General features: G+C 66.2%; 14 protein-coding genes. 9 read left to right on the top strand and 5 right to left on the bottom strand.

What is annotated here, in order from left to right:
• Positions 1-284 precede the first annotated feature (284 nt).
• Positions 285-2,195, top strand: coding sequence for a CocE/NonD family hydrolase (locus C9412_RS20025; protein WP_107233203.1), 1,911 nt, complete (start codon positions 285-287; stop codon positions 2,193-2,195).
• A 146-nt stretch (positions 2,196-2,341) separates the two neighbouring features.
• On the opposite strand, the gene C9412_RS20030 is transcribed toward C9412_RS20025, so the two are convergent.
• Positions 2,342-3,295, bottom strand: a complete 954-nt coding sequence (locus C9412_RS20030) for an AraC family transcriptional regulator (protein ID WP_107233204.1) — start codon at positions 3,293-3,295, stop codon at positions 2,342-2,344.
• A gap of 83 nt (positions 3,296-3,378) precedes the next feature.
• Here C9412_RS20030 and C9412_RS20645 point away from each other — a divergent pair, with 83 nt between their 5' ends.
• The 8 genes from C9412_RS20645 (at position 3,379) to C9412_RS20065 (ending at position 11,600) form a co-directional block, all read left to right on the top strand.
• Positions 3,379-3,675, top strand: a complete 297-nt coding sequence (locus C9412_RS20645) for a hypothetical protein (protein WP_146160187.1) — start codon at positions 3,379-3,381, stop codon at positions 3,673-3,675.
• Positions 3,676-3,732: 57 nt separating this feature from the next.
• The gene (locus C9412_RS20035) at positions 3,733-4,491 is read left to right on the top strand and encodes an SDR family NAD(P)-dependent oxidoreductase (RefSeq protein ID WP_107233205.1); all 759 of its coding nucleotides are present in this window, start codon (positions 3,733-3,735) and stop codon (positions 4,489-4,491) included.
• Between the two features lie 121 nt (positions 4,492-4,612).
• Positions 4,613-5,065: an MgtC/SapB family protein gene (locus tag C9412_RS20040; RefSeq protein WP_107233206.1), complete on the top strand. Its 453-nt coding sequence runs from the start codon at positions 4,613-4,615 to the stop codon at positions 5,063-5,065.
• A 224-nt stretch (positions 5,066-5,289) separates the two neighbouring features.
• Positions 5,290-6,948 carry an L-lactate permease gene (gene lldP, locus C9412_RS20045; RefSeq protein ID WP_107233207.1) on the top strand — a complete coding sequence of 553 codons (1,659 nt, stop codon included), beginning with the start codon at positions 5,290-5,292 and terminating at the stop codon, positions 6,946-6,948.
• A gap of 53 nt (positions 6,949-7,001) precedes the next feature.
• Positions 7,002-7,766: a transcriptional regulator LldR gene (lldR, locus tag C9412_RS20050; protein WP_107233208.1), complete on the top strand. Its 765-nt coding sequence runs from the start codon at positions 7,002-7,004 to the stop codon at positions 7,764-7,766.
• 4 nt (positions 7,767-7,770) lie between these two features.
• A complete protein-coding gene (gene lldD, locus C9412_RS20055) occupies positions 7,771-8,910 on the top strand; it encodes an FMN-dependent L-lactate dehydrogenase LldD (protein WP_107233209.1) in 1,140 nt (379 codons plus the stop codon).
• On the top strand, positions 8,907-10,607 hold the full coding sequence (dld, locus tag C9412_RS20060) for a D-lactate dehydrogenase (protein WP_107233210.1): 1,701 nt from the start codon (positions 8,907-8,909) through the stop codon (positions 10,605-10,607). Before lldD ends, dld begins: the two co-directional genes overlap by 4 nt.
• 123 nt (positions 10,608-10,730) lie before the next feature.
• Positions 10,731-11,600 (top strand): hypothetical protein, encoded by an 870-nt coding sequence (locus C9412_RS20065; RefSeq protein WP_107233211.1) that lies wholly within the window; start codon positions 10,731-10,733, stop codon positions 11,598-11,600.
• A gap of 94 nt (positions 11,601-11,694) precedes the next feature.
• Here the strand turns inward: C9412_RS20065 and C9412_RS20070 are convergent, their stop codons facing one another.
• The 4 genes from C9412_RS20070 to C9412_RS20085 all read right to left on the bottom strand — a co-directional run.
• Positions 11,695-12,000, bottom strand: a complete 306-nt coding sequence (locus C9412_RS20070) for a hypothetical protein (protein WP_107233212.1) — start codon at positions 11,998-12,000, stop codon at positions 11,695-11,697.
• A 138-nt stretch (positions 12,001-12,138) separates the two neighbouring features.
• Positions 12,139-12,705, bottom strand: coding sequence for a hypothetical protein (locus C9412_RS20075; protein WP_107233213.1), 567 nt, complete (start codon positions 12,703-12,705; stop codon positions 12,139-12,141).
• Positions 12,706-12,707: 2 nt separating this feature from the next.
• The gene (locus tag C9412_RS20080; RefSeq protein ID WP_107233214.1) at positions 12,708-14,504 is read right to left on the bottom strand and encodes a peptidoglycan-binding domain-containing protein; all 1,797 of its coding nucleotides are present in this window, start codon (positions 14,502-14,504) and stop codon (positions 12,708-12,710) included.
• 9 nt (positions 14,505-14,513) lie between these two features.
• A partial coding sequence (locus tag C9412_RS20085) for a DUF2345 domain-containing protein (protein ID WP_146161744.1) occupies positions 14,514-15,533 on the bottom strand: 1,020 nt, incomplete at its 5' end.

The following is a 15,533-nucleotide window of genomic DNA, read 5'->3' on the forward strand; positions in this document are numbered from 1 at the left end:
GGTTACCGGTCGGCGCAGCAAGGCGGGAATTGCTGGCGCTGCATGAAGTGACGGCGGCCTGATGTTGTAGAGCCGAGCCCACGCTCGGCTGCTCTTCGGAGAGGTTGCGGTGGCCCCAGCCGAGCGTGGGCTCGGCTCTACAACGGTCAAATCGGTGCGTGCTCTTCGGGCAGCACATGTGCCATCAGTCCTGCCTGCATCCACCGCAGAATGCAAAGCCCGCACACACTTCACGGCCCAGGGCAGGAGTACGCTGGGGCCTTTCCTGCCGGAAGGGGTTGTCCATGCGTGTGCGTGCCGTTGCTGTGGCCATCGCCCTTTGCCTGTCCAGCGCCGTGCTGGCCGCCGATACACCGCCGATGACCCCGGACGTCAGCGGCAAGCCCTTCGTCGCCCCCGATGTCGGTCGCGACTACGACAAGCGCGTGGTGATGGTGCCCATGCGTGATGGCACCAAGCTGTATACGGTGATCGTGGTGCCCAAGGGCGCCCGCAACGCGCCGATCCTGCTGACCCGTACGCCCTATGACGCAGCCGGCCGTGCCAACCGCAGCGACTCGCCGCGCATGCGCGACCTGCTGCCGCAGGGCGATGAGGTGTTCGTCGATGGCGGCTACATCCGCGTGTTCCAGGACATTCGTGGCAAGTACGGCTCCGAGGGCGACTACGTGATGACCCGGCCCTTGCGCGGGCCACTGAACAACACCCCGGTCGACCATTTCACCGATGCCTGGGACACCATCGACTGGCTGGTGAAGAACGTGCCGGAGAGCAACGGCAAGGTCGGCATGCTCGGTTCGTCGTATGAAGGCTTCACCGTGGTGATGGCGCTGACCGATCCGCATCCGGCGCTGAAGGTGGCCGCGCCGCAGAGCCCGATGGTCGACGGCTGGATGGGTGACGACTGGCTCAACTACGGTGCCTTCCGCCAGGTCAACTTCAATTACTTCGCGATGCAGACCGAGAAGCGCGGCAAGGGCACGCCGCTGCCCAGCCTCGGCTACGACGACTACAGCACCTTCCTGCGCATCGGGTCGGCCGGCGACTATGCGCGCTTTACCGGCGTGGACCAGCTGACCTGGTGGAAGAAGCTGGTCGAGCACCCTGCATACGACGCCTTCTGGCAGGGCCAGGCGCTGGATGCGGTGATGGCGAAGACGCCGCTGAAGGTGCCGACCATGTGGCTGCAGGGCCTGTGGGACCAGGAGGACATGTGGGGCGCCAACCATGCCTACCAGGCGATGGAAGGGCGCGACAGCGGCAACAACCGCAACTACCTGGTGATGGGCCCGTGGCGGCACAGCCAGGTGAACTACAGTGCCAGTGAACTGGGCGCGCTGAAGTTCGATGGCGATACCGCGCTGCAGTTCCGTCGCGACGTACTCAAGCCGTTCTTCGACCAGTATCTGGTCGATGGCGCGCCCAAGGCCGATACGCCCCCGGTGCTGATCTACAACACCGGCGACAACCACTGGGACCGCTTGAAGGGTTGGCCGCGCAGCTGCGACAAGGGCTGTGCGGCCAGCAGCAAACCCTTGTACCTGCGTGCCGGCGGCAAGCTGGCGTTCCAGGCGCCGGCAGCGGGCGAGGGCGACTTCGAGGAGTACGTGTCCGACCCGGCCAAGCCGGTGCCGTTCGTGCCGCGCCCGGTGCGTTTTGGCGACCGTGACATGTGGACGACCTGGCTGGTCAAGGACCAGCGCTTCGTCGATGGCCGACCCGACGTGCTGACCTTCATCACCGAACCGTTGACCGCGCCACTGCGCATCGGTGGCGCGCCGGTGGTGCACCTGCAGGCCTCGACCAGTGGCACCGACAGCGATTGGGTGGTGAAGCTGATCGACGTGTATCCGGATCAGGAAGCATCGACACCGGAAATGGGTGGCTATGAACTGCCGGTGTCGCTGGCGATCTTCCGTGGCCGTTACCGCGAGAGCTTCAGCGAAGCCAAGCCGCTGGCCGCCAACCAGGTGCTGCCGTACCGCTTCGACCTGCCCAATGCCAACCACACCTTCCAGAAGGGGCACCGGGTGATGGTGCAGGTGCAGTCCAGCCTGTTCCCGCTGTACGACCGCAACCCGCAGACCTACGTGCCGAACATCTACCTGGCCAAGCCGGGCGATTACCAGAAGGCCACGCAGCGGGTGTGGCACAGCGCGGCGCAGGCCAGTTACATCGATCTGCCGGTGTATTGAGGGGCCTACGGTGACGCCGGGCATGGCCCGGCGCTACCGGTGATATCGCGATGCCTGTAACGTCGGAGGGGGCGGTAGTGCCGGCCGCTGGCCGGCAGCGATGAAAGCGTGTCGACCAAGGTCGACACCTACCAGGGCAGATGCCTTCAGCCCACCTTCGAAGGACCCGTGCGCCAGCGGCTGGGCACCAGCCCGAAGCGCTTGCGGAAGGCGGCGGCGAAATTGCTGGGATGGCGGTAGCCACTGGCCGCGGCCGCCTGCTCGACGGTCCAGCCATCTTCGCGCAGGCCCTGCTCGGCATGGCGCATGCGCTGCTCGTGCAGGTAGTCGAACACCGAGCTTCCATATTGCTGGGCGAAGTGGCGGCGCAGCGAGCTCGGGCTCATGCACGCCAGCTGCGCCAGTTCGACCAGGCTGTGGGCATGGCTGGGGTCATCGTGCAGGTAGGCGCGTACGCGCTCCAGGCGCTCGCGCTGCCCGGCACGCAGCGTACGTACCTGCTCGGTCTGCAGATCCTCGGCCTGCAGGCCGACTGCAAGCAGCTGCAGCGCCACGCCTTCGCGCCACAGCGCGTCGATGCCGTCCTGCCACGGGCTGTCGAACAGCTGTCCCAGCACGGGCAGCAAGGTGTGCGGAATGGCCCAGTGGCGGCATTCCAGATGCGCGTTGAGCGCGCTCTCCAGCTGCGGTAGCTGGAACAGGTCCGGATCGAGCTGGCTGGGCACCATCACGCTGACCCCGCGCATGCGCGTTTCACCAGGATGCGCACCGGTCATCTCGATCTGCTCGCGATGGTGTGCGGTCATCGCGGTGCCAGCGCGCAGGGTGAATCCTGCACGTCGCGGGATACGCACGTCGACCTGGCCCTGCAGCATCACGCGGATCACCAGCCCCGGGCTCTGCTGCGCGGTAGCCACATACGGGAACCGGTTATGGACGTCGGACGCGATCAGGCTCATGCCACCGCGCAGGAACTGTTCGTTGACCTCGCCACGACCGGCCCACTGGTCATCGCGCAGGTGTTCAGGGTCGGCGCGGTAGTCGAAGCCGTGGCGTTGGCCGAAACGGCGGTAATCGGCAAAGGTGAAGTATCGGGACATCGCTCGGCACGTGCTCTGGAGGTGGACACTGGCGGTGCCTTGCCCGGGGCGCTGCACTGCGGGTGCTGCGCCGGTGCTCGTGCGTGCAGCCGCACGGTGGCGACGGCACTGTGGAGGGCTGGGAAAGCGCCAGATGGGAAGTGTGTGTCGAAGAAACTGGAAACGTTTCCCATTGTCGCCGCGATTCGCGCGCTTTTGATTTCAATATGGTCAAACCGATTGATGATTACGGCCAAAGTGAATTCGCCGTTGAGCATACGCAGGCGTTTTGCCTGCATATCCGTACGTATATCCATACATCAACCGAAGTTGAGGTTGCACGGCTGGAACGATCGGATGCGGACACGATGTCAGCTGGCTCGTCACAGCGGCGGGCGTAGCGTGGTGAATTGGCGGCTGCGCGCCGCATCGCTATCCCCCAACGATGGAGAACGTAGATGATCGATTACCAGCTCGGTGGCAAGACCGCGATCGTGACCGGCGGTGTATCCGGTATCGGCCTGGCGGTGGCGCAGACGCTGGCCGCCTCCGGCGCCCGCATTTCGGTCTGGGACCTGAAACAGGACGCGGTGGACGCCACCGTGGCGCAGTTGCAGGCGCGCGGCACAAAGGCAATCGGTGTGGCGCTGGACGTCACCGATGATGTGGCGGTGGAGGCCGCCGTGCAGCGCACGGTGAAGGAACTCGGCGGTGTGCATATCGCGGTCAACAACGCCGGCATCAGTGGGCCGGCAGCCAGCAGCGGCGACTACCCGGTGGATGGCTGGCAGCGGGTGATTGATGTGAACCTGACCAGCGTGTTCCTGTGCCAGCGGGCGCAGATCCAGGCGATGCGCACGGCCGGCAGCGGCGGCAGCATCATCAACATGGCCTCGATCCTGGGCCAGGTCGGCTATGCCGGTTCCACCGCCTACGTGGCGGCCAAGCACGGGGTGGTCGGCCTGACCCAGACCGCGGCGTGGGAGCACGCGGCCGACGGCATCCGGGTCAACGCGGTCGGCCCGGGCTTCATCAGTACGCCGCTGCTGGAGAAGATGGACGCGAAGGTGCGCGCAACGCTGGAAGCGCGCCACGCGCTGAAGCGGCTGGGCACTGCCGAGGAGGTGGCGGCACTGGTGGCCTGGCTGGCCAGCGACGAGGCCTCCTTCGCGACCGGAACCTACTACGCCATCGATGGTGGCTACCTGGCGCAGTGATGCGTTGAGCCGCGGTGACGTCGGCGATGACCCGGCGCTACCGGGTGAACGGACCGTGGTGCCATCTTCACCACCGTCCCACGCCGATCGCGCAAGTCTTCCGGAAACTTCCGGAGGCCGCATGGAACTGTCCCAGGACTTCTCGATCCTGCTGCGCGTGGCAACGGCGATGCTGTTCGGCGGCGTGCTCGGCATCGAACGCGAGATGGGCAAGCACGCTGCCGGCCTGCGCACGCACATGCTGATCGCCGGTGCTGCGGCGCTGATCGTCGGGCTGGGCGATTCGGTGGCCGAGCACTTCCAGCAGGAGCGCTACCGCGACCTGCTGCAGGTCGACCCTGTGCGCCTGATCGAGGCGGTAGTGGCCTGCGTGGGCTTTGTGGCGGCCGGCACCATCCTGCGCGGCTCGCGCGAGGACCAGGTGAGCGGATTGACCACCGCCAGTTCGCTGGTGATGGCCGCCGCCATCGGCATTGCCGTGGGCATCGGCAAGTATGTGATTGCCATCGGGGTCAGCGTGCTGTGCGTGCTGGTGCTGGCGGTGATGCGGCGGGTGGAGAAACGGATCTCGTAAGGAATCTCGAGTTGCCGGCCAGCGGCCGGCACTACCATGGCAGCCTTAATGGTCAGACCAATATGGCATCTAGCCCTATGGTCTAATAGGCTCTCCGTCGAAATGGCGGTTCAATTCGCCGCAAGCGGTCCGATCATCGTCATTAATGGTAATACCAATAGTGACGGGCCGTGGCGATCCATCCTTCGGGGTGGAGCACATCCCGCCCCCAGTCGAGAGCCTCCATGCAGCCCTGGCAACACCTGTACGACCCCGCTGGCAACCTGTGGTTGTCGAGCCTGATCGCGCTGCTGCCGATCGCATTCTTCTTCGTCGCCCTGGCCGTGCTGCGCATGAAGGGCTGGCTGGCCGGCACGATCACCGTGGCCATCGCCCTCGGCGTGGCGCTGCTGTTCTACCGCATGCCGCTGACCCAGGCACTGGGCGCGGCCGGCTTCGGTTTCGTCTACGGGCTGTGGCCGATCGCCTGGATCATCATCGGCGCGGTGTTCCTGTACAAGGTTTCGGTCAAGACCGGGCAGTTCGACATCATCCGCGCCTCGATCCTGTCGGTCACCGAAGATCAGCGCCTGCAGATGCTGATGGTCGGTTTTGCCTTCGGTGCCTTCCTGGAAGGTGCGGCCGGTTTCGGCGCACCGGTGGCGATCACTGCGGCACTGCTGGTCGGGCTGGGCTTCAAACCGCTGTATGCAGCTGGCCTGTGCCTGATCGTCAACACCGCGCCGGTGGCCTTTGGTGCGATGGGCATTCCGATCATCGTGGCCGGGCAGGTCACCGGCCTGGATGCGTTCGAGATCGGGCAGATGGCCGGCCGCCAGCTGCCGTTCCTTACGATCATCGTGCTGTTCTGGATCATGGCGATCATGGATGGCTGGCGCGGCATCAAGGAAACCTGGCCGGCCGTGCTGGTGGCCGGTGGCTCGTTCGCCATCGCGCAGTACCTGACCTCCAACTTCATCGGCCCGGAACTGCCGGATATCACCGCTTCGCTGGCGTCGCTGGTGTGCCTGACCCTGTTCCTGCGCCGCTGGAAGCCGGTGCGGATCTTCCGCTTCGACACCGAAACCAGTGCCGAGGCGGCCGCACAGGCATTGGAAGCGCCGCGCTACAGCGTCGTACAGATCGCCAAGGCGTGGTCGCCGTTCCTGATCCTCACCGCGATGGTCACCCTGTGGAGCATCAAGCCGTTCAAGACGCTGTTCGCGGCTGGCGGCCCGCTGGAAGGCTGGGTGCTGAAGATCCCGGTGCCCGGGCTGGACCAGATGGTGCAGAAGATGCCGCCGATCGTGGACGCACCACTGAGCTATGAAGCCATCTACAAGTTCGACTGGTTCTCGGCCACCGGTACCTCGATCATCCTGGCTGCGGTGATCGCCATCATCGCCCTGCGCATGCCGGCCCGCTCGGCGCTGCAGACCTTCGGCGAGACCGTGCGCGAGCTGCGCATGCCGATCTATTCGATCGGCATGGTGCTGGCGTTCGCCTTCATCGCCAACTACTCGGGACTGTCGGCCACCTTGGCCTTGGCGCTGGCACATACCGGCGATGCGTTCCCGTTCTTCTCGCCCTTCCTGGGCTGGCTGGGCGTGTTCCTGACCGGTTCGGATACCTCGTCCAACGCGTTGTTCTCGGCGCTGCAGGCCACTACCGCGCAGCAGATCGGCGTGTCCGATGTGCTGCTGGTGGCGGCCAATACCACCGGCGGGGTGACCGGCAAGATGATCTCGCCGCAGTCGATCGCCATCGCCTGCGCTGCGGTGGGCCTGGCCGGCAAGGAATCGGACCTGTTCCGCTTCACGGTCAAGCACAGCCTGATCTTCACCACGATGGTCGGGCTGATCACCCTGGCCCAAGCCTACTGGCTGACCTGGATGATCCCCTGAGCCATGCCCGGCTGTCTGACCCCTCATTGCTCGCTTCAGGCCACAATGGCGCCATGAGCACGCAACGCATTTCGGACAAGGTGGCCGCGCAGCTGCGCGGCCTGGTGCAGGAACAACGGCTGCAGCCGGGCGACCGGCTGCCGGCCGAGCGCACGCTGGCGGTACAGCTGGGGGTCTCGCGTACCGCGCTGCGCGAGGCCATCGCGCAGCTGGCCAGCCAGGGCCTGTTGACCGCCCGCGTGGGCGGCGGCACCTATGTGGCTGAGCCGGCAGCGCGGGCACGGCAGGCGCTGGACGAACCGCTGGCCCCGTACCTGCCGCTGTTCCAGGGCGATCCGGAATACCGCTTCGACGTGCTGGAGATCCGCCACGCGCTGGAAGGCGCCACCGCCTGGCATGCCGCATTGCGTGCTACCGACGAGGACCGCGCGCGCATCGCACAGGCCTTCCAGACCATGATGGATGCGCACGGCAACGACGATCCCAGCGGCGAGGCCGAGGCTGACGCGGCCTTCCACCTGTCCATTGCCGAAGCCTCGCACAACCTGGTGCTGCTGCAGGTGATGCGTGGCCTGTTCGAGCTGCTGCAGACCAACATCTCGCAGAGCCGCGAGAAGCTCTATACCTCGGCCAGGACCTTCTCGCCGCTGTCCGACCAGCACCGCGAGATGATGGATGCGGTCCTGGCGGGCGACCCCGAACGCGCGCGCGCCGCCGCGCATGCCCACCTCGAGTTCGTGCACACCACGCTGCGCACCCTCGATGACAACGAAGCCCGGCGTGCGCGGGCCTCGCGTCTACCCTCCCCACACGGTTGACCCCATGATCATCTCCGCCTCCACCGATTACCGTGCTGCCGCGCAACGCCGGCTGCCGCCGTTCCTGTTCCACTACATCGATGGTGGCGCATATGCCGAGCACACGCTGAAGCGCAACGTTTCCGACCTGTCCGACATCGCGCTGCGCCAGCGCGTCCTGCGCAACATGTCCGACCTGAGCCTGGAAACCAAACTGTTCGGCGAAACGCTGGCGATGCCGGTGGCGCTGGGGCCGGTCGGCCTGACAGGCATGTATGCCCGGCGCGGCGAGGTACAGGCGGCGCGTGCGGCCGACAGCCGGGGTATTCCGTTCACCCTGTCCACGGTGTCGGTGTGCCCGATCGAGGAAGTGGCACCGGCGATCCAGCGGCCGATGTGGTTCCAGCTGTACGTGCTGCGTGATCGCGGCTTCATGTGCAACGCGCTGGAGCGCGCACAGGCCGCGGGCGTGACCACGTTGGTGTTCACCGTGGACATGCCGGTGCCGGGCGCGCGCTATCGTGACGCGCACTCGGGCATGAGTGGCCCGAACGCTTCGCTGCGCCGCATCGGCCAGGCCATCACCCACCCACAGTGGGCGTGGGACGTGGGCCTGCTGGGTCGCCCGCACGACCTCGGCAACATCTCCACCTACCGTGGCAACCCGACCGGGCTGGCGGACTACATCGGCTGGCTGGGCAGCAACTTCGATCCGTCCATTTCGTGGAAGGACCTGGAGTGGATCCGCGAGTTCTGGAAGGGCCCGATGGTGATCAAGGGCATCCTCGACCCGGATGATGCACGTGATGCGGTCAAGTTCGGTGCCGATGGCATCGTGGTCTCCAACCATGGCGGTCGCCAGCTCGATGGCGTGCTGTCGACCGCGCGCGCGCTGCCGGCGATCGCCGATGCGGTGCAGGGCGACCTGAAGATCCTGGCCGACTCCGGCATCCGCACCGGTCTGGACGTGGTGCGCATGCTGGCGTTGGGCGCCGACACCGTGCTGCTGGGCCGTGCCTTCGTCTACGCGCTCGCCGCACACGGCGAGGCCGGCGTGGCCAACCTGCTGGACCTGATCGCCAAGGAAATGCGCGTGGCGATGACGCTGACCGGCGCACGCCGCATCGCCGACATCGGCCGCGATTTGCTGGTCAACCTGCCGTGAGCGACCCGCAGACCGTGCTGGCGCAGCTGCGCGATGCTGTTGGCCGCCGTCACGTACTGACCGGCGACAGGGCCACCCGCCGCTTCCGCCGTGGCTACCGCTTCGGCGAGGGCCCGGTGCTGGCCGTGGTGCGCCCGGGCACGTTGCTGGAACTGTGGCGCGTGCTGCAGGCGGCGGTGCAGGGTGGGGCGGCGATCATCCTGCAGGCGGCCAACACCGGTCTGACCGGCGGCTCGACCCCGGATGGCAACGACTATGGCCGTCCGATCGTGCTGGTCAGCACGCTGCGCCTGACCGGCATCCAGCTGTTGAACGAAGGGCGCCAGGTGCTGTGCCTGCCCGGCGCGACGCTGGACCGGCTGGAGCAGACACTGGCACCGCTCGGCCGCGAGCCACATTCGGTGATCGGCTCGTCGTGCATCGGTGCGTCGGTGCTGGGTGGCATCTGCAACAACTCCGGCGGTGCGCTGGTGCGTCGTGGCCCGGCCTATACCGAACTGGCGCTGTACGCGCAGGTCGACGCGCAGGGCCAGCTGCAGCTGGTCAACCATCTGGGCATCGCGCTGGGTGATACGCCCGAGCAGATCCTGCAGCGCCTGCAGGCCGGTGACTACACGGCCGCCGACGTGGGCGATGGCGCCGGTCGTGCCGCTTCCGATCCACGCTACGCCGAGGAAGTACGGCGGGTCGATGCCGATACCCCGGCACGCTTCAACGCTGATCCCAGCCGTCATTTCGAGGCGGCCGGTTCGGCCGGCAAGCTTGCGGTGTTCGCGGTGCGCCTGGACACCTTCGAGAAGGAGGCCGCCGAAGTCTTCTACATCGGCAGCAACCGCACCGACAGCCTGACCGCGATCCGTCGCCAGCTGCTGACCTGCTTCGAGCGGCTGCCGATCGCCGGCGAATACATCCACCGCGATGCGTATGACATCGGCGAACGCTTCGGCAAGGACAGCTTCCTGCTGATCAATCACCTCGGCACCGCGCGTGTGCCGGCCGCGTTCGCGCTGAAGAGCCGTGTCGATGGCTGGTTCGAGCGGCTGGGCCTGCGCGGGGTGACCGACCGGGTGATGCAGGGGCTGACGGAGCTGCTGCCTTCGCACCTGCCCGTGCGCATGGGCGAGTTCCGTCAGCGCTATGAGCATCACCTGCTGCTGAAGGTTTCCGCGCAGGACGCAGCGCAGACCGAAGCCTGGCTGCGCGGCTTCTTTGCAGATCATGAAGGCGGCTATTTCCACTGCACGGCAGAGGAAGGGCGCAAGGCGTTCCTGCATCGCTTCGCGGTGGCCGGTGCCGCCGTGCGTTATCGCGAAGTGCACCGCGACCAGGTACAGGACATCGTCGCGCTGGACATCGCCCTGCGCCGCGACGATGCCGACTGGTTCGAGCAGCTGCCTGCCGACATCGACACCCGACTGCTGCACAAGCTGTACTACGGGCACTTCCTGTGCCACGTGTTCCACCAGGACTACATCGCGCGCAAGGGTGAAGACCCGATGGCGATCGAGCATGCGATGTGGGCCTTGCTGGACCAACGTGGCGCCGAGTACCCGGCCGAGCACAACGTGGGCCACCTGTATCCGGCCAAGCCGGCGCTGGCCGCGTTCTACCGGCAGCTGGACCCGAGCAACACCTTCAACCCTGGCATCGGCCAGACCTCGAAGGAAAAGGGGTGGGGTGGCTGCGACTGCGGTTAGGCAACCGGTCCGCGTAGCGTCGAGCTTGCTCGACGGCCTCGTTTGCCGGATTACATGCAGTCGAGCAAGCTCGACCCTACGGGGAGCGGTTACCATCGGGGTTCCACATGCAGGAGCCCTCTGATGCCCATCGCTGTCGCCCGCACGGCCCTGTGCGCGGCTCTGCTGGCTACTCCGCTGCTGGCGCTGGCCCAGGCTTCGATCCTGCCGCAGCAGCGCGATGCTGCCGGCAACGTGATGGAGCCACTGGGCCAGGTGCTCGATGCCACCGGCATGCGCAGCTGCACCGGCGACGGCGCATGGTGCGTGCGCGTGCAGCCGGTGGCCAACGATGGTGACCGGCCCACGACGCTTGAGGTGCAGGAGCGGGTGCCGGGCCAGCCGTCGCTGCACGTCTACCACGTGAGCATTGAGGTGCCAGCGGAGAGCGAGCTGTCGCTGTGGCCCTGGATCGTGCGGCTGGCGCCAGGGGTGGGGGCCGATGCGCCCGTGCAGGATCCACAGCAGCGCGCACGGCAGAACGTACTGGTCGGTGGCATCGTCAAATTCAGCACCATGTACTCCGGCGGCGGCGCCGATGCGTCCACCCTGCAGTTGGCACGGGTGCGCCACCTGGAGGACGACATCCAGGTTGATGATGACGTGCTGACCGTACCGTGGCTGGGCAACGCGATGATCCGCGCCTGCTTCAGCGAGCAGGACATCAAGCAGCGCGCCGGTGCCTGCCACGATGAGTATGGGTTCTCGGCCAAGCTGGGGTTGGACGTGGCCGCAGAGGGCATGCCGGTGCTGCGCTATCAGACCGTCGCAACGCGGTTCCCGGCTGGCGTCTCACGCTTCGAGGATTCGCTGGCGAAGGGCCCGCTGAAGAAGAAGGACCTGCGCACCGAGCAGGACCCGACGTGCAGTTATACGCGGCTGTTCCGCTTCAGCGATGGGATGTTCCACCCCGACCAGGCGCTGCCGGACTGCGCCGGGTATACCGAACCCTGAGATGTAGAGTCGAGCTTGCTCGACTGACATTCCGTGCGGACTGACCGGAGAGCAGTCGAGCATGGCTCGACTCTACAAAAGCCGTCTGCGGCGCTTACTCGCAGCGGGTGGCGGTGATGACGTTGTCCTTGTCCACGTACACCCGCAGACGATCCTGGCGGATGTCCTTGGTGGTGATGGTGCTGGGGCCGATCGGGTTGACCAGGCCGGCACCACTCTCACTGGAGAGACGTCGGATGTTGGGTTCGTTGGCCGGCTGGCCGATCGCCCACCCCAGCTGGCTGGCGTCGCAGCGGCCAGTACCCTTCACTTCCGGGCCTGGCGTGCTGACACAGGCGGCCAGCAGCAGGGGCGTGACGAGGGCGCCAAAGGTCAGACGGGCAGGGGAGAATCGGGTCATCGGAGCGGCTCCAGGGAACATGATGGCGCCACCATAACACCCTGCCTGTGGCGACGGCATGCGTTGGATCAAGGCGTGGCAGTCAACGCGCGCAGGCGTTCGTTACCGTACAACGGCCACAGGGCACGTGGCGATTCGTCAGTCGCCCTGGGCCTGGCAGGCCGCGGCCAGATTCAGTCCGGCCGGTCCACGATACTTCGCCGTCCTGGGATCGAAGGTCAGCTGGATCTTTTCGGTGCGGACCGCATCACCGCGCCCCTGCGGGCAGTTCCGCGTCGCTTCCAGAACCGGCCACGTGGCATGCGGCATGGCCGGAGCGGTCAGTGTCGTGAACTTTCCTTCCAGAAGTCGGATGTAGGTTCCGTCCTTGCACTGGGCCAGGACCAGCTTGTCGGTCACGTCGATATCGCCATAACTGCTGCCGAAGTAGGTCAGGATGGCATCCTTGCGGCCATCCTTGTTCAGATCCGGTGTGTCGCTCAGCGATGTTTTTCCCTGCTGGCCACTGTACGGGCAGCCTTCATCGTCGCCGGGCGGACAGGCGCTGACGTGCTTTCCTTCCAGAGGGAGCAGCTCGATCCGATCGTCGATGGCGACCGCGGCGCAGGCGCGGTCCAGGGTATCGGCGACAGGGGGCTTGGCCGCACAGGAGGCGGCCAGGCAAAGGCCGGCCAGCAGCGGGGCGGCTCGAAGAACGGAAGGCATCGTCATATTCCCGTGGTATCGAAGTGGAAGGAGCCGCGGCCATCACGCAATGCGCCCAGCTCGTTGTTGAGGGTGTAGTTGCGGCTGTTGCGCCCGGCATAGGTCGGCCAGTTGGCGAGACGATCCTGCGTGTCGTTGACGGTAAGCGCGTCGGTGAGAAGCTGCGCGGTGATCGCCTGCTCGTGTGCGTTGGTCCATTGCGCCGGTGCCGTCGCCCAGTTCAGCTGGGCATGGCCGTTGATGGCGCGGGTCAACGAATCCCTGACGCGGGCGCCGGTCACGTGGCCCGGACGGAAGATATGCCAGCGAAGCAGGATCGCGACCGACTTTTCCGAGGTGTAGATGTCACCCAGCGTTCCGTTGATGTGGACCGCTCCCACATTGACTGCAATGGGGGCTGAGCGGATGTCGCGGATGCGGAAGCGGACCATGTCCCACATCGCCTGCTGGAAGTTCGCGCAGGTGCGGCCGATCATGGCAAGACGATAGAACCAGTGCCAGGTCTTGAAGTAGTTGGCCTCCACGGTCGCCCGGTCGACCATGGGCAGCTGGGCCAGGCCGGTCGCCGCCTGCGCAGGTTGCGTCTGTTCGTTGTGATGGCGGATCCAGCCGACATACTTGCGACCGGTGCGGTCCCAGAGCGGCCCCGTGTTGACGCCGGCCCAGGCCGTCGCCGGATAAAGACCCAGATTGCCAAGATAGCGCTGGTAGTCGGCCTGGTTGCGATGCAGGAAGTAGGCCAGGAAGCCAGGCAGCTCGCCATTGTCATAGCCGCCGGCAGGCATCAGGCCCATGGTCCAATGGCACGGGCCGAGCGAGACCAGGGCGTCATCGTAGGCGTTGATGCTGTCGAACATGCCCATGCATTCCTGCTCGGCCGTGGCGCGCACAACACGATAGGTGGACGCTGCGGCGCCGTTGGGTGTGGCGGCCAGGATTGCCGTGGTCGTCGCAGGACCGATCAGGCGTTCGGGCGTCATTTCCGCTTCGGCCCAGGTATGGTTGGGCACCTCGCTCATCGGGCCGCCGTAGGTCATGAACCGCGCGTAGCTGCCCAGCGACTGGTACTGGTCATCGCGGCGGCCGTTCGGAAGTGTGTAATGACCGGTGAAGTCCCTGCTGAACATCCGCACGCGCGCAACCACGCGATTGGCGGCGTTGCGCACAGTGCCCTGCGTGATCTCGTCGAAGTTCCAGATATTGATGCCGTTGGTGAACGGCGTGGTGCGCTGGTTGTTGCCGGTGGCTACCTGCCATGCCTCGATGACCACCGGGCAGCGATAGTTGTTGCGCAGCCAGTGTTCCATCGCGGTGCGCGTGTCGGCATTCATCACGCCACTGATCGGGCCGGTGTAGCGCGATCCGTTGGCGACCCGATCCAATGAGGCGACGTGATAGCTTTCCGGTGGATTGGAGTTGGGGCGCAGTCCCAGCGCCATCACTTCCGGTGCGGTCAAGCCTGCCTGGGGCTGCCAACCGTGCAGCCGTCCCTGGTTCAGTTGCGCGGTATTGGCCATGCTGGCGTAGATCTGGAACTCGCGTACCGCCCACTCGGTGCCGCGACCGAACCCACCATCGGGTGTGCCGACGAACATGAAGCCCAGGGTGCGCAGGTCCTGCTGGAGCTGGCGCACGTGCTGCGGAATCGCCAGTGTCGCGCCGCCCTGATTCTGCGGCGTCTGCGCGTTGGCGGGCGTGGGTGGCGGCGGATTGTCGACGGCCCCCCAGCGAGGCGGCCGGTTGTTTGCAGGCGTGCCGTCGTGGTCGCCTCGTTGCAGGTTGTGATTGCCGTAGATCATGCATCCGTCCTAGATGTCGTGGTCCTTGCCCAGCGAGGTGACGCCGGGAAGGCTGGGCGTGTTCAGCCCAACCAGCTCACGCGCCTGGTGGAAGCGCTGCATGGCCATGCGGCTGAGCTGGCCGAAGTCGCCATCGACGGCACCATCGTAGAATCCAAGATTCTTCAGGCGCGATTGCAGCCCGGTGTGCTCGTCGGTCTGTTTCTGTGCGGCAAGGTCGAGTGTCCATTCCCAGGGATGGTTGTCGGCGCCGAACGGAAACACCTTCAGCTTGGCCTGCTTCGCGCCTTCGGGCATCTCATGCATCAGGCTGCCATCGGAGGCGAGTTCGCCCTCGAAATGTTGTCCGCCGATGTCCAGTGTGTAGGGCTTTCCGGCCAGTCCCTGCAGGCCGAACTGTTCAACCAGGCGCAGCCCGAATTGTTGCGGTACCAGTTGCGTGCCGCGCGGAAGGTGCTCGGGAATGGCGGGGTTGGTATCGGCCCCCATGAACGGATGCTCGCCCGCCTTGACCTTGAACTCGCCCGGGCAGCTGAAGGTGATGTTGCCGCCCTCCAGCGTGATCGCGCTGTTGCCGGCCTGCAGCACCACCTTGGTCTGCGCCAGCACGTCGATGCGGTCGTCGGTGGCGGTGATGGTCAGTGCCTGATCGCTCAGCAGTTCCAGTTCGCCATCGTTGGCCTGCAGGCTGACCGGGCCCTGCGCGGCGATCACCCGCAGCGGGCCGCTCTGCGCGAACAGCGAGACATGCTCGCCGGAGACCGTGGCCAGGGTCTCGCCGGCGCTGACGTGCAGGTCCTGCTGTACCGTCATCTGCAGGTTCTGTCCCGCATAGGCCACCGCGCTGGCCGGGGTGGTCCAGGCGATGTGGTGCGGTGCTTCGGCCAGCAGCAGCGGCGTGTCCAGCCGTTCCACCGGCTGCTCGCCGGGGCTGCGGCCGTCGCTGCCGGGCTTCATCGCGCTCTGTCCGTTCACCTCGCCCTGGAAGCGGCCCTGCGCCTGCGGGTCGATCTGTTCGCGCAGCTGCTT

This window comes from Stenotrophomonas sp. Nf1, from assembly GCF_003028475.1.
Classification (GTDB): domain Bacteria; phylum Pseudomonadota; class Gammaproteobacteria; order Xanthomonadales; family Xanthomonadaceae; genus Stenotrophomonas.